This is a genomic window from Alteromonas sp. ABV4_150 (genome assembly GCF_056311745.1).
This window is the reverse complement of record NZ_CM149971.1, coordinates 2,709,077-2,731,778: the sequence shown is the minus strand read 5'-3', so window position 1 is coordinate 2,731,778 and position 22,702 is coordinate 2,709,077. Positions and strand designations below refer to the sequence as shown.

General features: G+C 41.1%; 20 protein-coding genes. 3 read left to right on the top strand and 17 right to left on the bottom strand.

The window, feature by feature from the left end; all coding sequences use genetic code 11:
• Window positions 1-20 precede the first annotated feature (20 nt).
• Both ACYX4M_RS11845 and ACYX4M_RS11840 read left to right on the top strand, forming a co-directional pair.
• Window positions 21-767, top strand: a complete 747-nt coding sequence (locus ACYX4M_RS11845) for an SDR family NAD(P)-dependent oxidoreductase (RefSeq protein ID WP_476080263.1) — start codon at window positions 21-23, stop codon at window positions 765-767.
• Window positions 768-807: 40 nt separating this feature from the next.
• A complete protein-coding gene (locus ACYX4M_RS11840; protein WP_476080262.1) occupies window positions 808-2,328 on the top strand; it encodes a CDP-glycerol glycerophosphotransferase family protein in 1,521 nt (506 codons plus the stop codon).
• A gap of 42 nt (window positions 2,329-2,370) precedes the next feature.
• Here the strand turns inward: ACYX4M_RS11840 and ACYX4M_RS11835 are convergent, their stop codons facing one another.
• Window positions 2,371-3,249 carry a GSCFA domain-containing protein gene (locus ACYX4M_RS11835; protein ID WP_476080261.1) on the bottom strand — a complete coding sequence of 293 codons (879 nt, stop codon included), beginning with the start codon at window positions 3,247-3,249 and terminating at the stop codon, window positions 2,371-2,373.
• A 155-nt stretch (window positions 3,250-3,404) separates the two neighbouring features.
• On the opposite strand from ACYX4M_RS11835, the gene ACYX4M_RS11830 reads away from it, so the two are divergent.
• Window positions 3,405-4,685 (top strand): class I SAM-dependent methyltransferase, encoded by a 1,281-nt coding sequence (locus ACYX4M_RS11830; protein ID WP_476080260.1) that lies wholly within the window; start codon window positions 3,405-3,407, stop codon window positions 4,683-4,685.
• A gap of 13 nt (window positions 4,686-4,698) precedes the next feature.
• Here ACYX4M_RS11830 and ACYX4M_RS11825 read toward each other — a convergent pair whose 3' ends face one another.
• The 16 genes from ACYX4M_RS11825 to ACYX4M_RS11750 form a co-directional block, all read right to left on the bottom strand.
• Entirely contained in the window at window positions 4,699-5,397 is a 699-nt protein-coding gene (locus ACYX4M_RS11825) for an acylneuraminate cytidylyltransferase family protein (RefSeq protein WP_474831578.1), read from the bottom strand.
• Window positions 5,398-5,415: 18 nt separating this feature from the next.
• Window positions 5,416-6,090, bottom strand: coding sequence for a sugar phosphate isomerase/epimerase family protein (locus ACYX4M_RS11820; protein ID WP_476080259.1), 675 nt, complete (start codon window positions 6,088-6,090; stop codon window positions 5,416-5,418).
• Window positions 6,091-6,265: 175 nt separating this feature from the next.
• The gene (locus ACYX4M_RS11815) at window positions 6,266-6,895 is read right to left on the bottom strand and encodes a NeuD/PglB/VioB family sugar acetyltransferase (RefSeq protein WP_476080258.1); all 630 of its coding nucleotides are present in this window, start codon (window positions 6,893-6,895) and stop codon (window positions 6,266-6,268) included.
• Window positions 6,885-7,934 carry an N-acetylneuraminate synthase family protein gene (locus ACYX4M_RS11810; RefSeq protein ID WP_476080257.1) on the bottom strand — a complete coding sequence of 350 codons (1,050 nt, stop codon included), beginning with the start codon at window positions 7,932-7,934 and terminating at the stop codon, window positions 6,885-6,887. Before ACYX4M_RS11810 ends, ACYX4M_RS11815 begins: the two co-directional genes overlap by 11 nt.
• A gap of 2 nt (window positions 7,935-7,936) precedes the next feature.
• The gene (locus ACYX4M_RS11805) at window positions 7,937-9,058 is read right to left on the bottom strand and encodes a DegT/DnrJ/EryC1/StrS family aminotransferase (RefSeq protein WP_476080256.1); all 1,122 of its coding nucleotides are present in this window, start codon (window positions 9,056-9,058) and stop codon (window positions 7,937-7,939) included.
• Entirely contained in the window at window positions 9,051-10,178 is a 1,128-nt protein-coding gene (gmd, locus tag ACYX4M_RS11800; RefSeq protein WP_476080255.1) for a GDP-mannose 4,6-dehydratase, read from the bottom strand. The genes ACYX4M_RS11805 and gmd overlap by 8 nt, the downstream gene beginning before the upstream one ends.
• An 11-nt stretch (window positions 10,179-10,189) precedes the next feature.
• Window positions 10,190-11,263: a hypothetical protein gene (locus tag ACYX4M_RS11795; RefSeq protein ID WP_476080254.1), complete on the bottom strand. Its 1,074-nt coding sequence runs from the start codon at window positions 11,261-11,263 to the stop codon at window positions 10,190-10,192.
• Between the two features lie 160 nt (window positions 11,264-11,423).
• Window positions 11,424-12,377 (bottom strand): stealth family protein, encoded by a 954-nt coding sequence (locus ACYX4M_RS11790; RefSeq protein WP_476080253.1) that lies wholly within the window; start codon window positions 12,375-12,377, stop codon window positions 11,424-11,426.
• A gap of 45 nt (window positions 12,378-12,422) precedes the next feature.
• The gene (locus ACYX4M_RS11785) at window positions 12,423-15,797 is read right to left on the bottom strand and encodes a motility associated factor glycosyltransferase family protein (RefSeq protein ID WP_476080252.1); all 3,375 of its coding nucleotides are present in this window, start codon (window positions 15,795-15,797) and stop codon (window positions 12,423-12,425) included.
• Window positions 15,798-15,799: 2 nt separating this feature from the next.
• A complete protein-coding gene (locus tag ACYX4M_RS11780) occupies window positions 15,800-16,114 on the bottom strand; it encodes a hypothetical protein (RefSeq protein WP_476080251.1) in 315 nt (104 codons plus the stop codon).
• Window positions 16,111-16,539: a flagellar export chaperone FliS gene (gene fliS / locus ACYX4M_RS11775; RefSeq protein ID WP_474831601.1), complete on the bottom strand. Its 429-nt coding sequence runs from the start codon at window positions 16,537-16,539 to the stop codon at window positions 16,111-16,113. Before fliS ends, ACYX4M_RS11780 begins: the two co-directional genes overlap by 4 nt.
• Window positions 16,540-16,561: 22 nt before the next feature.
• Window positions 16,562-17,992, bottom strand: a complete 1,431-nt coding sequence (fliD, locus tag ACYX4M_RS11770) for a flagellar filament capping protein FliD (RefSeq protein WP_476080250.1) — start codon at window positions 17,990-17,992, stop codon at window positions 16,562-16,564.
• A 13-nt stretch (window positions 17,993-18,005) separates the two neighbouring features.
• On the bottom strand, window positions 18,006-18,494 hold the full coding sequence (locus ACYX4M_RS11765; RefSeq protein ID WP_474834950.1) for a flagellar protein FlaG: 489 nt from the start codon (window positions 18,492-18,494) through the stop codon (window positions 18,006-18,008).
• Between the two features lie 93 nt (window positions 18,495-18,587).
• The gene (locus ACYX4M_RS11760) at window positions 18,588-19,427 is read right to left on the bottom strand and encodes a flagellin N-terminal helical domain-containing protein (protein ID WP_474834948.1); all 840 of its coding nucleotides are present in this window, start codon (window positions 19,425-19,427) and stop codon (window positions 18,588-18,590) included.
• 742 nt (window positions 19,428-20,169) lie between these two features.
• On the bottom strand, window positions 20,170-21,015 hold the full coding sequence (locus ACYX4M_RS11755) for a flagellin N-terminal helical domain-containing protein (protein WP_474834946.1): 846 nt from the start codon (window positions 21,013-21,015) through the stop codon (window positions 20,170-20,172).
• A gap of 780 nt (window positions 21,016-21,795) precedes the next feature.
• The gene (locus ACYX4M_RS11750) at window positions 21,796-22,647 is read right to left on the bottom strand and encodes a flagellin N-terminal helical domain-containing protein (RefSeq protein ID WP_474834944.1); all 852 of its coding nucleotides are present in this window, start codon (window positions 22,645-22,647) and stop codon (window positions 21,796-21,798) included.
• Window positions 22,648-22,702 lie beyond the last annotated feature (55 nt).

Sequence of the window (22,702 nt, the reverse complement as noted above, 5' to 3'; positions counted from 1 at the left end):
TACTGCAAGGAATAACTCCGTTGAACTCGTCTTTGAAAAGCCAAAAGAATACTGTTGTTGTTACTGGAGCGAGTCGTGGGCTCGGACTTGCCATATGCACGCAGTTACTTCAAGAAAACTACTTTGTCGTGGCTATTTCACGCAGCCTGAGTGAAGATTTATCGCGCCTTTGTGAGGCTCATAAACAGTCAGTTGCTCACATCCCATATGACTTGGCAGATCTTGATGGCATCCACGCACTGTGTAAATCAATCACAGAATTATACGGCCGCCCTTACGGATTGGTGAACAACGCTGCAGTGGGGTTAGACGGTGTGTTGGCCACCATGCACAACAGTGAGATCAGCACATTACTCGATATCAATGTACAAGCTCCTATTTTGTTAAGTAAGTATCTATCCCGTAGCATGATGCTAAATCGCACCGGTCGCATTATTAACATATCTTCGATTATAGCCAGTACAGGATTTAACGGCTTAAGCGTGTATGCAGCGAGTAAAGCCGCATTAGAAGGGTTTACCCGCTCGCTTTCTCGTGAAGTGGGTAAAGCGGGCATAACGGTAAACTGTGTTGCACCAGGCTATATGCAAACTGAAATGACGTCCTCACTGCAAGGTGACAAACTGGAAAGCGTGAAACGTCGCAGTCCTTTAGGCAGATTAGCTTCTCCCGCCGACGCGGCCTCTGCCGTGCTGTATTTAATGAGCGAACAGGCCAAATCTATGACCGGCACAATTATGACGGTTGACGCCGGTTCAACCGCTTAATACTTTCATTGATTAGAGCACGAAGCCTAACGGGAACAACATGCGCACCGGTATTAACAAAAACACCCCGCTTTATATTGCACCTGCCAACCCCGCTGGCAGAAAGTTAGCTAAACGCCTTAAAAGCGCAGGCTATTGTGTAAATGGCTTTGTAGATAACCTCAAACAGGGTGATGATATCGTTAACGATGTTGCTCATTTCCCTGCCGCCGCACAGGTTGTGTTGCACAAGAGTACTTATACTGACGATGTTGCGGCTGGTTTGGTAAAGCGACATTTCCCACAAAAGTCTTTGTGGTTATGCAATGAAATAGATATTTATCCTAAGTCAGAAAATAGCGTATTGCCATCTGAAACAGAGCAGACCAAGCTATCTTTTTCTCGCTATCGTGCCCCAGTAAGTTATTTTATAAGCCGTCTTTGGTTCACTATGTGTGCACTTGCCTTAAAAACAGTGCGAATGGCTGCACCGAAGCGCTCTTATCTCTACTACGCTGAAGGGTTCTTCGATACCAATGTACTACTAGCTTATCGTGAACATAAGCAACAGCACAATAAAGAACCTTTTTTGCTAGGCCTAAACTTAAAACAGCATATTCCTGAACTGGATAATGACGAAACAAAGTTTGAAAAATTATCTTTCAAAGTATTGTGGAAGATCTGTTGTGCCAAGCGAATTATTGTCGACCATGAGTATACTGGAAACACATTCACAATATTGCGCAAGTTTATTCCAGTCGTTCAGTTGTGGCATGGCCTGCCCTATAAGGCTTTAAGTGGCAACAAACACTATCCAGATATTTGCGACGACATTTTTATTTCGAGTTCGGCGTGGTTCAACCAAGAAATTTTCCCGAAGATTTTCAGAGCGAATAATTACTTGGCGTTGGGCTACCCAAGAAATGATGCATTTTTTCAAAGCCCTTCTGAACGTGACTGGATCAATGCAGAGCCTTTTGAGCTTATTGAGAAAGTAAAGCAAGAATCAGGCGATTTTATTGTTTATGCTCCAACATACCGAGACTGGGGTAATAATGAGTACCCTCTTGATTTAGATACACTCAATGCCTGGTGCTGTGAAAATAAACGGGCGTTCGTTCTTAAGTTTCACCCTTTTATCTCACGTTTGTTTGGCGAAGCCATGGGTCTTGAAGAAAGTAACAGTTTACAACGACTTCCTAATCACCCGACCATTTACCTCTATCCGAGCGGTAAAAATATCTACCCTTGGCTTGCAGAGGCATCGGCCCTTGTTACTGATTATTCTTCAATCGCGTATGATTTCTTACTTGCCAATAAACCGATCATCTACTTTCAATACGATAAAGAAGAGTATTTGAAACTGCGAGGTGAGACATTGGTCAGCGACGACGACTTTATCGCCGGTGACGTGGTTTCTAGTATTGAGGAAATGCTCAACTGCTTATCAGTTAAGTCAGAACTCGATGCTCCGATAGTGAATTTCGCTGTGAATAAAAGGCAACCAGAACTGCTAGATAAATTTCAAATGAACAATCGTCCATCATCTAGCTTGATAGTCGCCCGTTTACGTCAAGACTAAACTTTTGATGTAAAAACCAACCAGCGCGTTGGCAGTGCGAATTTACTCTAAATAGTACTGCCCGAAGATTGACATTATTGTCTCAACAGATTCGGGCGTTATATGTCTGTAATCATCTTTCCAAGGCGAATCTACATAACTATTCACCAGCTCATATGAAGGGAAGTAAAACAGATTCTCATCGTTTTTGCTGGATATAAATTCATGAATTACCGCGCGCAAAGTCGCCTTTGAAGCAGTATTAGCACAAACAACAGATTTTCCATGATATGACCCTAGAAGAGGTATGGGTGAAAGCGTAAAAAGAATTTTGGAATCAGGTTTATTGTGTTTTATAAGCGTGTAAATTTTTTCAAGGTTATTTAAATTTTCACTAAAAGAAACAAAACGGCTTTCAAAACGCTCAGGATCAAGTTTTCTATTGGGCACGAACTTCCACAGATATTGCTCATTCTCTTTGTCATACCATGCCTCGGTGAGACCCAATGTGATAATAAAGAAGTCTGTATTTTTGATGATCGACTTACATGCATCCATGCTGTGATAAGTCTGAGCTTTCTCTTCCGCACTCCCTATAAAAACTGAGCCAAGAGGCTTGTCGCTGAAGGCCCATTCAAATTGGGCTAACAATGCTGGAGTGTGAACCATTATCTCATCAATTCTAATTACGTCTGAAAGATTGTGATCCCAACTGTGGGCATTTACTTTGTATCCTTTTTTAAGTAAAAAGCGTGATACGTTACCTGCAAAGCAAGACCCGAATGCCGTAATATTCGTTTCTTTGGATATGATAGGTGCGCTGGGCGAGTAGCCGTGCATAAAGTAATCAGCTACTGCGTCGGCACTAGCAAGCTGCTCATTCCCCGGCCATCGATTGAGCCCGGCAAAGCCATGTTTTTCAAGTACGCTCATCTTTTTCATGAAAATCTCCACTGTTCCAAAGCGCTTTCTTAAGTATCGGCCACAATGCCACTCGCTTTAGATTTTTAGCGTATCGTACTTTTAATAACGATTTTAGTTAAGTAAATCTAAGTGTTGCCGCTACTATATAAACCCGTCTAAGGAGAGAATTAGCAATGCTGTCAAAGCGATTTAGAAGTGATGATACTTCGTTAATGCCCTTAAATAAGGCGCAGACTGAAGCGCTTAATACATTTCGTCAGAAGCTAGCAAACAACAGCTTACGATACGAAGCCGTACAGTGCTTGTGTGGTGAAGATGATTCCTACACACTTGCTCAGAAAGATAGATACGGGATACCGCTTAACACAGTAATTTGTAAAAAGTGCGGACAAGTTTATTCTAAAGAACGGCTAGACCCTGAAAGCTCCGAAATATTTTATGCCTCACTTTATCGAGAGCTATACGTTGGCAAAGAAGTAGCTGATGAACGATTCTTCAACAAACAGCATAGGAGAGGCAATAGAATTTTTTCGTTTCTTGAACCTTACAGAGAGAAAAAGCATCAACACATTTTAGAAATAGGATGTGGAGCTGGCGGTATCCTCTACCCTTTCCTTCGTAACGGTGATTCTGTATTGGGGATTGATCTAGGGGAGCGATACCTTGAGTTTGGCAGGTCCTTAGGTCTTGAGCTAGCCTGCATTTCGTCTCATACGTTAAAAGAAGAACGGCCGAAACACTTCGACGTAGTTATCTTGAGTCACGTGCTAGAACATTTTTCTAGCATAGAAAGCGAGCTTGCTAGCATAAAAACGCTTCTTAAAGATGATGGTTTACTTTATATCGAGGTGCCTGGTCTTTTTAATCTGAAAGAGTCTTACGACTGCGATTTTTTAAAATATCTTCAAAATGCACACAACTATCACTTTAATCTAGCAACATTGAAGAACACACTAAAACGCGCTGGCTTTTCTTTGATAAGTGGCGATGAGTCAATCAGGGCCGTTTTTAAGCAAAGTGATCATGCTACAAAAAGTGTCGCAAACGAATATGGGTCTATTAATAATTTTCTAACTAATTTAGAACATGAACGATACTCTTTAGCTAAGACGTTACATCATAAAAAGTTAGAAAAATGGTCAAAGCTGATATTAACTTTAGAAGAATACATTAGCCGAAAAAGCACTGCGGTTATCGCGCTTTATGGTACAGGGCAACATACATCAACGCTTCTAAGTAGCTTAAATGAAAACATCAAAGCATTCATTGATTGCGTATTAACCCCTGACTCATCTTTTCAAGACAAAACCATAGAAGGGATAAAGGTCACAACACTAGACCGCGTACAACCAGACGTCATTATAATTAGTTCCGACAGCTTTCAAGAAACGATTGCTAGACGATTAGAGTACTTAGAAAAGCGAGGTACTGAAATCCTCTCTCTTTATAAGTAGTGTTAGCTTTGCATTACTTGACACTGAGCGAGAGTGCTTTGTCGAAATCGTCTTGAGTGTCAACATCTATAGAGCTCTCATTAGACATAAGGTACGGTAATGTAGTTTGTTGATACTGGCTACCTAGGTGCTGACTTTCATAAATAAAAATCGCACCATTGGGCATGAAAACATCTGCATTTTCTTGTCTAGCAAAACCAACGCCTCGGTTGAGTTTATCATCGAGGAAACGTAGACATCCCCTTTCATCTTTGTGAAGCAGCCAACGGTATTTCGACTCCACTTGATAAACCGATGCCATTGATTTAGGAGAATAATCTAAAGATAAAAACGTCTTTAGCGCTTCAGAGATATGCGAGGTCGTTCTTAATGGAGAAGTAGGCTGTAATACAACAACAATATCGTAGCTTTCCCCTCTTTTTTTCAGTTCGTCTACTGTACTTTCAACTACTGACATCAGTGAAGCGTTATCATTTGACAGTTCAGGGCTTCTAAGGAACGGAACTGACGCCCCATAACGTTTACCTATTTTAGCGTATTGCTCACTGTCAGTAGACAAAAGCACTTCATCAATCTCATCTACTTTCCGTGCAGCTTCGATAGTCCATGCTAATAGAGGCTTGCCGTTAAAAACGAGAATATTTTTATTTTTAAGTCCTTTAGAACCAGAACGAGCCGGTACTATTGCTAAAACGCGTTTTTTCGCTATCACCTATCGACTCCTGGACGATTAGAATGTCTTAACTGCATCAAAGGTTTGTTTTAACTTATCATCATAGACTTCAAGCGTGATAGTTTTTTCCGAGTAATCATACTTTTTCAGTAAGTGGTAGATTTCTGATGAATTAGTGAAACCTTGATTAGTATCAGCTAGTCCATTGTTGTCACTAAAGTGAAGGTAGTCAGTTTTTGGCATGAGATGTTTTAACTCATCTTCAAACGACTTAGATAAGCTTTCACAACTCACTTTTAGATGAGCAATATCCAGTAATAGGTTAATCTCGCAGGCATCATTTAACTTAGCTATTGAATGGGCGTCTGTTGCTAGAAACGGATTTATATTGCCAAATGCCCTTTTATTGGCACTAGAAAATACGTTATTTTCCACATAGAGCTTTACCCCTTTTTCCTCGGCAACAAGCTTAAGCTCTTTCCATGCAACGGCAAACCTTTCTATTGCTTCATTTTCTTCCTGCAAATCAACAGCATCGAACTGCTGCCCTAGCTTTTTGTAATCCGGCTGGAAGCGAAAACCTGCATGAATTCCATATTCCTTTGCTCCCAACTCCTGTGACAATGAGATTGCCTCTAAAACATGGGAGATAGAACGCTCTCTAACTTCGTCATCGCTTGCAGACAAATTTAAAACAAAGTGGTTCTCTGGGGGGGAAAATAATTGTGACATCTATAAGTAAGTCTATATTGCTCCTTCAGCTGAATTAGCTCATCTTTCCAATTAGGGTAAAGATTGGTTCCTCCAGATAACTCAATATGGGAGAAACCTGCTTTCGCTAACTCCTCGACGCTTTCAGAAATTTTTCGGTTATTTACGCAACTGCTTGAAACAAAGATATTACTATTCACTTTAACCTCTTCACTGGCGTGCCAACATAGATACCTGGTTCATGAATCGACTTGTTTACAAAACTATTAGCACCGACAGTTACATCGTCACAGACTGAAACATTATCTTTTATCACTGCTCCGGCACCAATAAAGCAGCCTTTCCCGACCCGTGCCCGCCCCAATATTTTTGCACCGACCGCTATATGAGAGTTATTACCCACCTTAGCTTCGTGCTCAACTATAGAGTAAGTGTTTAAAATAACATTCTCGCCTACTTGAGCTAACGGGCCGACATAAGAACCTGCAAAAACTTGGCTGTATCTGCCAATTTTTGAAGAGGGTTCTATCAAAGCAGATGGATGTAGTAATGGTAAAGGGTATATTCCCTCACCAATCTCTAATAGAACTTTGCGTCTTGCTGTGTTGTCTCCGATGGCGACTACACTGCTATGTTCGGAGAGCTTGAGATCTTCAATGTTAATGTCACTCACTGGGATACCGAGTATTTGCTCTCCCGGTACTACATTTTGGTCAACCACTCTTTCTACAGAAATATTACACGCCGACAAAAGTGCTAGCAGGGAACGAGAGTGCCCGCCCGCTCCAACTACATTGACTTTTACAACTCGATTCTCAGTGCTCAATGATGTCACCCGGCGCGTAATCTAGCGTAGCAAGTTCTCCCACTAACTCACTAAGAAAGTTAGCAGGAACGCCTTTTCCACCAGTCCTTCTCGCTATCATGTTTTCTGAGGTTAACGCTTCACCTGCAGAAATAGATGTCGCGGCCACTAAGCATTTTTGAAGCGCAAGCCTATTTTCTTTTTCACATAACTCTACACGCTTAATTTCTCTGCCCATCATAGTCTCAACTTTACGTATTTCATCAATAAATAAAGAAAGCTCTGAAGGTGATAAAGATGCTTGATGATCAGGCCCAGGCAATGATTTATCTATAGTAAAATGTTTTTCAATAATTGAGGCGCCAGCTGCAACAGCATAGGGAGAAGCACCAATACCGCTCGTATGATCAGAATATCCAACAACCACTTGGTAATCTTCCGCATATTTTTTCATTACCCTTAGGTTTAGTTGAGATAGCGGCGCAGGATAACTTGACGTACATTGCAACAAGACCAGATCTTTACAATTGCCTTTAAGTACTTCTATCGCTTCGTCTACTTCAGACTGCTCACTCATGCCAGTGGAAAGAATGAGTGGAATATTTGCGTGCGAGGCTCGCTCTATAAATGCTAGATTAGTAAGGTCTGTTGAGGATATTTTTAATGCAGCAATCGGTAAAGTTAGTAAGAAAGTGAGGCTGGGTTCATCAAAAGGCGTAACAATAAAATCTATTCCGTGCTCCGCTGCATATTTAGCTAGATTTTCACAGTCACTCGGCGAAATCTCCAGTGCTTTTAACATCTCATATTGGCTTTGGCTCTCGCTGTCAGTCTCAATTTGATAAGTCGCTTTTTTCACATTAGTCTTGATAAGTGACTCAGTATTAAACAATTGGAACTTTACTGCATCTGCACCTGATTTGATCGCTATATCTATCAACTGATAAGCAAGTCGAATATCGCCATTGTGATTGACCCCTGCCTCAGCAATTACATACACAGGTTTTTGGGCGCCAATAACATGATTAGCAATTTTTATTTCTTTAGAGAAACTCGGCATGATTAACCTCTGATATTCATAAACTGAGTAATTAGCTTGCAGATATGCGTAATTTGGTCATCTTTTAGTCCAATAAAAGTAGGTAAAGACAAACCTGACTGTGACAGAGCGCTCGTTGATTCCAACGCCTCTCTCTCATCACGGTATGGTGGTTGTTGATGAAGAGGGAAAAAGAAGGGCCTAGAGTCAACAAAATTGTCGTGTAACCACTGATGCAGCGCAGTAGCGTTTTGCTTTTTATCATCGGAGGTAACTCGTATCGACATAAGCCAGTTTACCGGAGTCGCATCATCAATTACTTTCTTAAATGTAATTGCAGGCACATGTGACAACATTTCTTTGTAGATACTTTCTTGCTTCGTTCTTGAAGCGGTGAATTCGTCTAATAAAGCAAGTTGCGCCACGCCTATGGCAGCTTGAATATTAGTCATCCGATAATTAAGGCCAGCAAAGTCATGCCAGTAACGCCTTTCTGGAGACATTCCATGATCACGCAAAACGCGTATTTTGCTGGCTAACTCTGGGTTGTTTGTTGTTAGCATACCTCCCTCACCTGTAGAGAGCAGCTTATTGGCAAAAAAGCTATAGCAGCCTATCGTTCCAATTGTTCCTGTACACTTTTGATGTAAGCTTGCTCCCAATGATTCTGCACAATCTTCTATCACTTCGATATTGTGTATTCTCGCCAACGAAAGTAGGGCTGTCATATCCGCTGGGTTACCATACAAATGAACAGGAATGATCGCCTTAGTGTTTGGGCTGATGAGGGTTTTGCAATCATCAATATCTATCGTCCACGTCGCCTGATTTACACAGCACAAAATTGGCTTCGCGCCGCAGAGTAAAACAGCATTGGCAGTCGCTGCGAACGTCAAATCGGGCACAATAACTTCATCACCCGGACCAATATTTAGGGCCATCAACGCAAGGTGGAGCGCTGCCGTGCCGCTTGTTACACTTATCGCGAATTTCGCCCCGACGTAGCTAGCAAACTCGTGCTCAAAGCGCCCAACATACTCTCCTTGAGACGAAATCCAACCTGTATCTAGGCAATCTAAGACAAGCTCTTTCGCTTTGTCATCGACGAAGGGCTGAGATACCGGAATAAATGTTGACTTAGTCATTTCTGTACTTATTCAAAATTGCCTCATCCCTGGCTAGTGTGAGGTCATGCAATACCATTTCTTCAACCATTTCTTTTAGGCTAATAGACGGTTCCCATCCAAGCTTATCTTTTGCTTTGCTCGCATCGCCCCAGAGCACATCTACTTCGTTTGGACGAAAATAATAAGGGTCTATTCGAACAACCACATCACCAGTTTTCAGTGACGACGAGAAACCTTGTGTTCTTTCACCAAGTTTTTCCAAGTTAATACTTTCTACAATACCAACTTCATCGACCCCTTTCCCCTGCCACCTTAGGGTTACTCCCAGCAGATTAAAGCTCATTTCCACGAATTCTCTGACGGATGTTTTTCTGCCTGACGCAATAACAAAATCTTCGGGTACTTCTTGCTGCAACATTAACCATTGCGCTTCAACGTAATCCTTTGCATGCCCCCAATCTCTTTGTGCATCAATATTGCCAAGAAACAAACAGTCTTGAAGGGCAAAGGCAATTCGAGCTACCGTCGATGTGATTTTTCTCGTGACAAACGTTTTACCTCGATATTTTGATTCATGATTAAACAAAATACCGTTGCAGGCATACATTCCATAAGATTCTCGATAATTAATCACTGACCAATAAGCATAAAGTTTTGCTGTTGCGTAAGGAGAACGGGGGTAAAAAGGGGTACTTTCACTCTGGCGAGGTGCCTGAATTTTACCGTATAGTTCACTAGTTGAAGCTTGATAAAACCTAACTGATGATTCCAATTTCAAAGTTCTAATAGCATCAAGTAAGCGAAGTGTCCCCATTGCATTAACATCAGCAGTATTCTCTGGCGTGTTGAAAGATACATGGACGTGGCTTTGAGCAGCAAGATTATAAATTTCCGTTGGGCGCACTTCATTAAGTAATCTGACTAAAGATAGTGAGTCACTCATATCGCCATAGTGCAGATAAAAATTGTTTTTAACTTGCTGAGGAGGGTCGACTAAATCGTGGACCCTGTCTAAATTAGGCAACGACGCTCTGCGCCGGACCCCATGAACTTCGTAGCCCTTGTCTAAAAGCAAGCGAGATAAATAAGCTCCGTCTTGCCCCGTCACCCCAGTTATAAATGCTACTTTTCTTGCCATGTTATCCTCACTTAACTTGGGTAGCGTACTGCAATATTGAACTCATCAAGTCGATTGTAAATAGAGTCTATATGATCTTTTAAGGAGAATTTATCACTTCCCCAATTAATGTTGTCCAAATTTTGCAATTTGGTTTCTTTGATTTTATAGCAAATCGCATCTATCTCTGCGTCAAACAATACCTTCATATTGAATAAGCTAGTTGAGTGCATACCGATGATTTGCATAGGTATTCTATTTTGTTTAGCGCACACTAACTCGTAGGGCTCATCATGCACTTCTATGCTAAAACCAAGGCTTTCTAACAATGGTCTTTTTACAGCTATATTTTCTGCCCGGTGCGCAAAATAGATTAACGACTTAGTCGGATCAGCTAACATTGCTGCATCTCGAAGGATTTCCTCGTAATCTTTCTCGTCAACTATTTTCTTTTCGGATACTGGAGAACCGATAAAGTGGTTTTCTACTTTGCGCTCTGCCGTGTTGTTTTGAAAGATTGTTTTCAATGAAGACAAACGATTCAGCTGGGCGTTCTTATGCTGAGAAAAAGAAAAGACAGAATACAGAACGAAGCGCTTTTTCTGTATTTTTAGTCCTAACTCCTGCTTTATAGACGAAGCTTGCTCTTTTCTAGCCGAACTTTGTTCGTGCATAGATATAGGCAATAAAAATCTAGCAGGCGCCATTAATTTCTCGACGAAAACATTGGTAGCAGCCCCATCATCGACTAAAACAACTTGTTTACACTTAAGGCTACACGCAATATCTTGCATCCAAATCTGTCTAAGGTCACCTAAGATAATGATATCAAATAGATTTTTTGAAAGTAAACAGGCTAAGTCAGCATAGGGTAATATGCGACTCTTTAATTCACCTTGTTTAGGAATAGTCAACGTATGCTCTACAATGTTATTCAGATTTCCATGCAGTTTCTCAATTTGTTCCATTGAATTTGCACAAAAAGTGGCGGCATTTACAACTGTTATCGATTCATTAACTAAACCAAATTGAACGAGATATTCCTGCGCGCACCAATATTGAAATGGTGACGAAACCAGTATAAGGATCGATTTATTCTGTCGCATAATTGTTTTTTTAATTAGATCTAGTGTAAGTGATCGCAGTAATATTAGTTGCTATACAGTATATCGGCCGAACCTTTGAAAGCATAAACGTTAGAACTCGAAATCCTAACTAAGCCAATTCAAACCGTAGTGTTGAAGCAAAAATTGTCACAATAACGATTCAGACTTCGCTAATCAGTTTCGGGCCGCAAAGACTATCAAGGTAGGTTTCTACAAGCGGTATGCGAGAAACCAATGAGTGGTATTCATTAAGACAAAACATTGTTCTTTCAGCATTTTTTAGCAATTCAAATAAAAACGCTATTTTATTTCTATCTCCGTACCTACAAAGCTCGAAACTAAAATGTACCATCGGTAACGTACCTAATACGTTCGCTTTCATCACATAATGACAATAATGGTTTACGAGCGACTCTATTATAAACTGCGACCTATGACGAAAACGGTAGGTTAAATTATTTTCAAACTCTGTTGGAAATTGAAACTTTAACGTTCCAACAATGCTTTTTGTCATAGGCTGAAAACCGTGACTCACATGAATATAGTGGCCATCGTCCTGCCCAAATAGCTTCCATGCGTTTATCATGCCTTGCTGAAAAAGCGTATTGGCACCATTTATGCCCTCACTTGTCCAATCTCCCCATATTTTAGGAATATGACCGTCAAAAAAGAAAGAAGCAGATGTATCGGCACCCAACATAAAGTCATCATTCCCATAGACAAACTTTTCACTCAGGCCCGGGATCCTATCGATTTGGCTAGCAATGGCTCGCGTATTGAATGTGGGAAGGTATTTCTCTTTCCCAACGAAAATATCCTTGTGATCAACAATATATATTCTATCTTGCTCGAGTAATGTTTCAGTAAGAAAAGATGGGGTTTGCCCGTCTGTTACCAACCAAATTTTGCGAAACCAAGGGGCATACCGCTTAATTGATCTAAGGCAGAAACGAAGTTCATCGTGCTGAAGAAACCTATTATCTCCAGTGGATTGTTCAGCATCACTTGCACTGCGCGTTATCTCATTAGACAGATATTTTTCCCTACGCCGTTTGTGTGTTTCATCGTTACCATCAACCCAGAGTATGACGAAATCAATATCATCTTTACACATACACGACGATGTCACTTTGAGGCGAGAAAAATAAAATATTGTTCATTAGCTTGTTCCGCGAGAAACAAGTTCTTGCTTAGATCGAAGGTACGCTGAAGCATTTAGTTTTCTACCGAGTAAATCTAATTTTTTTAATTGCGGTATAAAGGTCAATCGATCACCGGTGCCAAGGTGCAATTCGTTCGAGGTTAACTTACGCTCACTTATCACTATGAAGTCCACCGCACCATAGCAAAAATATCCCTTGAAGCTGGCAAGAATAGTTTCTAATCCAAATGGCTCACTATCTTCAAGATATATTTGCTTAGGTACAATAACAACAGACTTTAGACCGCTTATAATAGAAAGCACTAAGAAATTAACTCGAGTTTCATCATTACAAGATAATGAATATTTATCGTCCGAAAGGCTCCCAGGTAAATAAACAGTATTACCACTTGGGTGAAATAAGGATGAAACTGACGTAACGTAGTTGCGTTGGAGCCTGCAACCAAATGCGCTGTTTAAAACCACTTCGCGATCGCTATCAACGTAAACATCAATCTGTAACGCCTTTTCAGACTCATATTCACGTAACATTTCTAGATATGAGCTTGATGCCGCTCGCAGTGACTGACCTGCGAAGTGTAGTCTAAATGGTTTGCTCTCTAGATAATGTCGGATGAGCAATTCACGTCTTTTCCCCATAAAGCTAGTTATATTGTCGAACTCAAATTTCTGAAACTCAAAACTTTTGAGCATATATAAGGTATATCTGGACCAAATATTTGCTAGCTTTTGACTTAGTTCAATCACGCGTTGTTTGTTTTGCAGATTTGTGATTTTAGTAAAAGAGCTATTAATATAATTAAGCGTTCCATTGAGGTAGAAAAAAAGTATCGATTTCTTTTTAAGCAGTGAATTAACAAGAATACTTCGCTGTTTTTCTATAAGTTCAACCACTTGGCTTTCATTTTCAAACGAGAAGGGAATGATTTCATGAAGCTGCCGCAACTCGCTCAGCAACTCATCGTGATGAAACCGCCTTTCAAATCGCTCAATAAAATCCTTCTTGCCCAATGTCTCGAACCCTATTCTTCTAACGTTCTCGAGCGCAGTTTGTTTATTATCTTCTTTACTGATAATAATTGCGTTATCAATATTTAGAGGCCTTGCACCTAGAATCCTAGCCCCGTCATTCAAGTTATACACATCTACCTGTTTATTTGACAACGTGTTTTCTAATACAGATTTAGAAACCTTGAACTCGTACTTTGTGTTTACGTAAGGCCGGAAATTACCGGGAACAATCAGCGATGTGTTGTTCTCAGCGTTATAATCGTAAAGATCTTGGCCTGTTTCACTGTAGTAGCCTGACGCTTTACTGTGGTGATGTTTTGCATCTACAAAACCAAGGTCTGTTCCAAGCATGTAAAATTGCTGAAACCCTATCTCTGTAAAAAAGTTAACCGCGAAATTTGTCACTGTTGGATAAGCATTATTGAGTGCTGCAAACCCATTTTTGTCATACAGCTCAAAGATTGAGACGGTAGAAGCCTCACCTTGTTTAAAAGCAAGCAGTACGTCTTTATATAATTCGCACGTGTCTGGATGTACACCATTACAGCTTATTAAGGTTATCTTTTTTAAATATTCAGAATCGTTTATTCGTACAGCCCAGTCGAATGTTGAACGGTTTGCCTCAATTTCTGCATGAAAATCGGGAACGATTCCGTTGGCGTGAAGCGTTTGAAGAACTGTTCCACAAGAAACGATGATTCCTCTTTGCCCTTCTTCTTTTAACAAAGGGATTAAATTATCCAGAGAGGGACCATTTCCGACAATGAAAACTGGCACATCTTTGTCATCGACTGACAGTTGGGACGATACGTTTTTCTTCAAAAAAGGTATCTTATTTTGAATAGCCCAAAGTGTGTGAGCCGTTCCATATCTTGCGTTATCAAAATAATCTCCCATTGCAATCATAACTTGTAATTGCTCTCTTAATTGAGAAATTGCTTTAACAAGGTGTTCATTGTAATAGGATTGGTAAAAATAGGTATTCGCAAGTACGTAAGGGCCAATAGACTGAAATTGTACAAGAAGATCGTTGGTTAAATTGGTTCCATCATCTCCGATGTTTAGGTAAAGTCTGCGCTCTTTTTTAGAGAAGTAGTCTAAAATTGTGACCCAGTCTAAAGCGTGCAATGATGCATAAAAGAAGTCTTTGTTCGGCTCACAAATAAATAATTTTTCAACATCATGATGCTCTATAAGATGAGATAAATCATAACCTGCTGCCAGTCCAAAAAAAATGACTGACTTTACGGCTTGGGGTAATGAACCGGTTTCGTCTTTCACACCTTTTAGGACTGACTCGCATTCTATTACCATCTGATAATGCAGATAGTTTCTTAATTTTTTGCCTTTATATCCAAGAATAATTCCATCTTTATGAGGACGCTGCGCAAAACAATGAAAACTATCTTCGCATGCTTTAACTGCATCATACTGATAAAACAACGAGCGGGTATTTTTATGCAATATATTGATATGAGATGAGTCTTCGCCATAGGGAACCCAGACAGACGGTGAGTAGTTTTTAAACTCTTCATAAACTGACGGAAAAAAAGACATAAACGCTTTCAGATTATCTTTAAACCTTTGGCTCTCCAACCGGTTGCTTGCATCTCTTGAGAATACTCTTTTCGTCCATGGTGGCAAATAATTAACTATAGAATTGCTATTATTATCTCCCCCCTTCCAATTGCGCAGCTCAGTCCAAGGCACCGTTCTCAGTTTTAATTCTAAGTCGTCAAAAACACCGTTATTAAGATGTTTATAGTAGTAAAAACCACTACTACCGAGATGCTGCTGCAACTCAGTCATATTTTCAAAAATTTGCTTTCCACTGTCTCCAATCTGAAGAAATAGCCCAACGCCATTCTGCTTCGCGGATTCGAGTATATGCCTCCAGTTGATAACGGAGAGAGAACAGATAAACAACTCTTCATCTGGTTCATAAATAACAATATTTCGAAATTTACTGTGTTCTAGGAGCATAGGAATGTGATAGCCAAGTCCTAGCCCAAATATAACTAGCGCATTAGGTTCTTGCTTGATATCCAAATCGAAGTAGACAGGGGACATATCTTGCAGAGCTTGTGTTACTTCTTCTGAAACATCTTGTGATGGATACAGACCATACAATACTTGCCCCGTGGTGACGTTAACTACATTTAGCTCACCGTATTTATTACACAACAGTGTAGAGTTACTGGTCTTGTCAGTTTTTACGAGAGAAAGTAAAGAAGGAATATGCCGACGAAACGCCTCTACATTTTCGTGATAGCGCAACCTCAAAGAATGGGCAGCCTGCTTCTCTACCTCAAGTTGCTTTTCTTCATCGTCATGAATATGTAGCTGAATATGATTTAGCATAATTATTTATATTTCTTAACAGCTGCGCGGCCTCTAGAAAATTTAACCGCTTCCTTTTTTGCGTTATCAAGCAAGCCTTGCGCCAGCTCTTCAAGCTTATGATTTATCTCAATTTCTTTTTGTGCAAATGATTTTTTCTCATCGTTTTCAAGACGTGATAGCGCTCGAACAACAACTTTATGGCGTATTTGGGAAAGGTACCGAAATCGTTCGGTAGAAAAAGTGTCACTGGACGAAGACAAACAAGCAGCTAACTGGGCGTTAACTGCTTGAAGAAATAATGGAGTGCTGCTGTGATTTAATATCGAGTTTTTCAAATAGCTTGTCGGTTCTGACGCTGGGCCTCATAGGCTTCCTGTTTAGCCTCTTCAGGAATCTGTACCCAAGCATCTCGAATTGGTGTTAATAGGCTAGACACTTCATCTAACATATTCAAGTCGTTATTAAAATGTGCATCATTTAAGCGTTCAATCATATAATTATATAGCGCGAACATATTTTCGGCGACTTCACCGCCCACCTCTAGGTCAAGGGTGTCCCGTAGATGCATAATTATCGCATTCGCTTTTGAGATATAATCAGCTTTGATTACCAATTCTTTACGCTCCATCGCACCTTTTGCGTATGCGATTCGATCGAGTGCTCCTTGCAACAGCATGAGCGTAAGCTTATGCGGATCTGCATTTGCCACATCTTGTTTCAGATTACCTTTACGGTAGGCATTTATACCTTTGAGTGACATAAAAACTCCAACTCTAAATTAATTACAACGACGCTAGCAGCGCAGATCCAGTCTGGTTCAACTGTGCAACGGTCTGGTCGAGGTTCAAATATTTGTCTCGAAGAATCTCTTCGTAATTTAGCATGCGTAGCTCTAAGGTCTCCCGCTCGTCGAACAAATCTTCGCGGTCATCTTTCGCTGCACGCTCTCTTAAGCTAATTAATCCACTGAAAGAAGTGTATTCTTTTGAAAATTCATAGAGCCGTGTAGCAATCCCCTCGTCTGGGTCTGTAAACAGCTTGGCGATTTCATCGAAGCTATCTTCCAGTGCATCTTCTAATCTATCTTCACCAGAACCAAGTCCAAAATCTGTCGTGCCAATTTCCAGCTTACCGTCGTCATCGAACTCAATACCAATCTGAAACAACCCACCTAAGGCAGAAGAACTAACACTATCGCCGACAATGGACGCTAACCCACTTTGGATACCGCGCAACAAAGAGTCACCTGCTAATGCGCCGTCTTCTTCTAGCTCAGACTCTCCATAGCGAGTGAGCGTTTTAATTTCATCAACCAGTGAATTATAGTTATCGACAAAGTCTCTGATTTTTTTATCTAAACCTTCTTTGTCATAACCGATACTTAGTTTGGTTGCTAAAAAGTCCCCTGCAGCATCTTTAGGAGAAACTTCGTTTACTTCAAACGATACGTTTTGAATAGTATTTTCAAACTCATTGGAACTACTTTGAACTTCGATACCATCAATATAGGCGATAGCGTTGCGCGCGCTTTCTATGTTCGCTGCACTAATGTTGTTTGTACCGCCAGTTGTCGATAAGCGATCTAACTCTGCAGCCCCGGTGTCATTAGTGATTACCAAGTCATTGCCATCGCCTGTTTCGCTGGACGAGAAAACCAAACGTGGCCCTGCACCGGTTCCTGTATCAATTATATTTGCGGTTACGCCGAAGTTATCATCAGCGCTGTTTATTTTTTCACGTAACGCGGTTAGTGACATGCCAGCAGTAACATCTACGGTAAAGCTCTCGCTTCCGCCCACGTCAAATGTCAATGAACCTGTACCTGATGAAAGCACAGGGTCGCTACTTGATGTAAACGCACCGGCGTCTGTAGTTATACGGCTTCCAGCAGCAAGTTGTTCGACGATAACTTCGTAACTGCCTCGCAATGCTGAATTTGATGCTTCTGCGGACAGTACATCATTGTCTTCTGAAGGATTTGTGATGGTAGGCTCTCGCCCATTGATACCATTGTCGCTTCGCAACTCGTCGACGGCATCTTTGAAGTCAGAGAGCTTCGATTTTATTTGACCAAGGCCAGAAATTTCAGCCTCAATACGCTCTTCTTTCGCATTCAAACGCTCCTCTTTAGGTTGGCGCTCTGCGGTCAGAAGTTGTTGTACAAGATCATCAAGGGCTAAACCCGATCCTACACCTAGAGACTGAATTGTCATAATTTACCTCATGTTAAACTTGGTTGTTGATAAACACTCCTACGCTGTTACCAACATCCTGCTGTAACTCTTGGATGCGATCAGCAAGCTTTAAAACCTCTTCTGAAGGTATTTGCCTTATCACATCACCAGACGTTGAATCTTTAACCGTCACTACTGAACGATTCGTCTTTTCATCGATAGTGAAAGCTAAGTCTCGATTCTGAACTTTTAAAAATGACTCAACTTTGGCAATAGCATCGTCTAACTCAACACCGTTACTCTCTTCTTCTCTTATATCGGCCTGCGACGGAGAAGCTTGAGAAAGAATTTGCTGACTTCCTGTTTTGTCTAACACATCCTGCGCTGCACTGACGTTAGCATTCTGCCCGTTATTAAGAAAAGACCGCTCTTTAGTCTCAGAGCCTTCTATTTCACGTTTAACGTCACTTTCAACTACACCAGCATTCTTAGGCCCTGGTGATGCAAACGACTGGCCAACTTGGGTATTTTGAATTTCCACCTAATACCTCCCTACTGAAACCACAAAACGGGCCCTTGCTTAAAAAGCAAGCACCCGTTACATCTCAACTAAGGTAACTATTTTAAGTATAGCTTATCCAAGCAATGACAGCGCTGTTTGAGGACGCTGATTTGCCTGACTTAGTACAGAAACAGATGCCTGCTGGATAATCTGGTTTCTCGTTAGCTCAGCAGTTTCAGCTGCAAAATCAGTGTCACGAATCTGAGAACGCGCCGATGATAAGTTTTCGCTGATGTTGCTTAGATTACGAATGGTTGACTGAAAACGGTTTTGAAGCGCACCTAAGTCTGCACGAACCGCCCCGATACCAGAGATAGCAGCATCAACATCGCCAAGTAAAGCAGACGCCCCATCAGCTGTAGCAACACTGTTTGTAGTGATACCAAGACCAGTTGCACTGAATCCACTAATTGATCCAAGGTTTGTAGACGACAGATTTACTGAAATTGTTTGGCCAGCATTTGCACCTACAAGGAATTTTGCAGAAAAGTTACCGTCTAATATGTTCACGTTACCAAACTGTGTATCGGTAGCGATACGCGATATTTCAGTACGTAAAGCAGACACTTCTTTTTGTAGTGCCAAACGATCAGCAGAGCTGTTGATACCGTTCTGTGATTGTACAGCAAGAGTACGAATACGCTGTAGGCTTGTGGTAACTTCGCTAAGTGCACCTTCTGCTGTTTGCGACAAAGATATAGCGTCGTTAGCATTTCGTACTGCTTGGTTAAGGCCCTGTACTTGTGAAGTAAGACGGTCAGAAATTTGAAGACCTGCAGCGTCATCCGATGCACTATTAATGCGGAATCCCGATGAAAGTCTTTCAAACGACGTATTCAAACGATCATTAACGTCAAAAAGCTGACGTTGAGCATTGATCGATGAAACATTGGTATTTACAAATAAAGACATTAGATTACCTCCTAGGGATTCGACGGCAAATCTGCTATCATCAAATCCTTCCAGTTCATATCAGCTGGGTCACTACTCCCGCCAACACCTCAATATAAAAGTAAATTAAATTACCCCTCAACAATAGGTATCGGCCAATGCTTTAGGTTCTTTAGCCTTTTTTGTTATTTTTTTAAAAAAACTTACCAGAAAATAAATAAGCCACTGATTATAAAGACTATTAATCAATTTATTTTTTAAAATTCATTGTAATTCTTTGGAATCTAAGTGGGTAATGAGTTATACGGATTGGTATAAGACACACTGATTCTAGAAATAATCGTTGCCTTGATGCTCTATTAATTGCTTACAATAAATCCAAACTTATTGGAACCTAATACGTTGAAGAATATTAAGATGATAGAGTTACAGAAATTGGCACTTAATATGCATTGTGTTGGGTGAGCTACGGCGTTGCTCTACCGTAGTTTGATATTGGTGAGATGTTTCGGTAAAAAATAAAAAAAAGGCCGAGACAACGATATCTCGGCCAATTTGCTCACGTTAGGAGATAGAGCAAATTCAGTTTCTGTCGGCTGGCAGGGTTTAGTAGGATAAACTGGCCTCTCAACCAACACTTCTACACTCTCAGTCCTGTTAGTCGGCGCTTTCTCAAAGGGGCGGCCTTAATGGCCGCATTCCTTTCTTCAGGGGATGGCCTCTCAACTCCTTCCCAAATAGCGCTTAATACTAACTAAAACTATTAGCCTAGCAGTGATAATGCAGCCTGAGGGCGCTGGTTCGCCTGGGCTAAAATAGTGGTACTTGCCTGCTGTAATATCTGGTTACGGCTTAATTCTGCCGTTTCAGTGGCAAAGTCAGCGTCTTTGATACGCGATCTTGCCGCAGACACGTTTTCAGAAATGTTACTCAAGTTACGGATTGTCGACTGGAATCGATTTTGCAGTGCACCTAAATCAGCGCGAAGGCCACCGATTGCCGATACCGCTTTATCTACCGCGGTTAACAAACGTGATGCTCCTGCTTCGGTTAACACATCATCAGAAATAATGCCTAAACCGGTTGCACTGAACCCATTAACACCTGCACGACCCAGTGCCTGTGCTGACAAGTTTACAGAAATTGTCTGACCTGCATTTGCACCAACAAGGAACTTGGCAGAAAAATCACCTGTTAATATGTCTACACCTGCGAATTGCGTTGTAGTTGAAATACGTGATATTTCTGTACGAAGTGCAGATACTTCTTTTTGTAGCGCAACACGGTCAGCTGAGCTGTTGATTCCATTTTGCGACTGAATGGCTAGTGTACGAATACGTTGAAGGGCGGTTGTCGTTTCAGCCATAGCGCCTTCAGCAGTTTGCGCAAGTGATATACCATCGTTTGCGTTTCGTACCGCTTGGTTCAGACCTTGAATCTGAGATGTCATTCGGTCGGTAATTTGAAGGCCAGCAGCATCATCAGCAGCACTATTGATGCGGAAGCCAGATGATAGACGCTCAAAGGCGGTACTTAAGTTATTGCCAGTTGTGAATAGTTGGCGTTGTGCATTTAACGATGACACATTGGTATTTACAAATAGACTCATGGGTCTCTCCTAACAGTTTCGAGTGTTGCGCTATTGGTTTTATTATGTGCGCAGTGGTTAAAAATTTTGGCATAGCCTGTGCTTTGTTAAGGTGTCAGTCTAATCTGACATTTTATCGGCACACTAACCGGTAAAATTGCTACATAGAGAAGTTACTTCTCTTTGCTGACTGGTGGGTTTGATGTTCCAGACCTCAAACCTCTCACTACCTCCTGGCTTCATTCTCGCCGGTCAGCAGCTCCACTCTTAGCAAACCTTTCTATTTATCGTCACTCAAACAAATTTTCTTTAGAACTTTTTAAAAATTTATTTCAGACTATATAAAGCATTGTTTTTAAAAAATTTTAAGAAAAAGAAAATAAAACAAAGTACATATCAGGATTCAATAAACCTTGATATAAACCATCCTTTTCTTGACTTAGGAAACATAAAACGAGTTATATCGCCCTTTGTAATAGTTATCGTCACTTTGGGAAAATTTCTTTAGTCTTTTTTACAATTATTTTGTGGTAAGTGAAAAATAATTAAAAATCTCGGCATAGGCACTCTCATGCTTTTCAGTAAGCGATGAAGTGGTAGATTTAGTTGGGGAGAAATAAAGTGATTAATACCAATACGTACAGTTAATTGCTCACTCAAAAGGCGCTGTATCATGTTTAGCGTGAACGACGGTCTTACATGACGTTGAAATAAAAAAGCCGATACTCTAAAGGGTATCGGCTTTTTTTCATCGACTCGTGGACTAGAGCACTACCTCCTGACTCCACTCTCGCTAAACAATTAACCCAGTAGAGACAATGCAGCCTGAGGGCGCTGATTTGCCTGCGACAACACAGTTGTGCTTGCCTGCTGGATAATCTGGTTACGTGTTAGGTTAGCTGTCTCAGTAGCAAAGTCAGTATCTTTAATTTGAGAACGTGCAGCAGATACATTTTCTGAGATATTGCTTAAGTTACGAATTGTAGACTGGAAGCGGTTTTGAAGCGCACCTAAGTCAGCACGTAGACCACCGATTGCAGAAATCGCGCTATCTATTTTACCTAGTAGACCAGAAGCGTTTTCGCTAGAAAGAACGTCAACATTAGTTCCTGTGATATTCAATCCAGTCGCACTGAAGCCATTAACACCTGCACGCGTCAGTGTTGGGCTTGAAAGGTTTACAGAAATTGTCTGACCTGCGTTTGCACCTACAAGGAATTTCGCAGAGAAATCACCTGAAAGAATATTTACGCCCGCAAACTGGGTGGTCGTAGAGATACGCGAGATCTCAGTACGCAAAGCAGATACTTCTTTTTGTAATGCTACACGGTCAGCAGAGCTGTTGATACCGTTTTGCGATTGGATGGCCAGCGTACGAATACGCTGTAGTGCTGTAGTGGTCTCAGAAAGCGCACCTTCAGCAGTTTGCGACAGTGAAATCGCATCGTTTGCATTACGTACAGCTTGGTTAAGGCCTTGAATTTGTGAAGTCATTCGATCGGTAATCTGTAGACCTGCAGCATCATCAGCAGCGCTGTTGATACGGAAGCCTGAAGAAAGGCGCTCAAAAGACGTACTCAAAGAATTACTAACATCAAAAAGCTGACGCTGGGCATTCAATGAGGATACATTGGTATTAACGAACATAGACATAAAGTCTCTCCTACACTCTCAGTCCAGCGTGCGCTGGCTGTCGACATTGCCGACG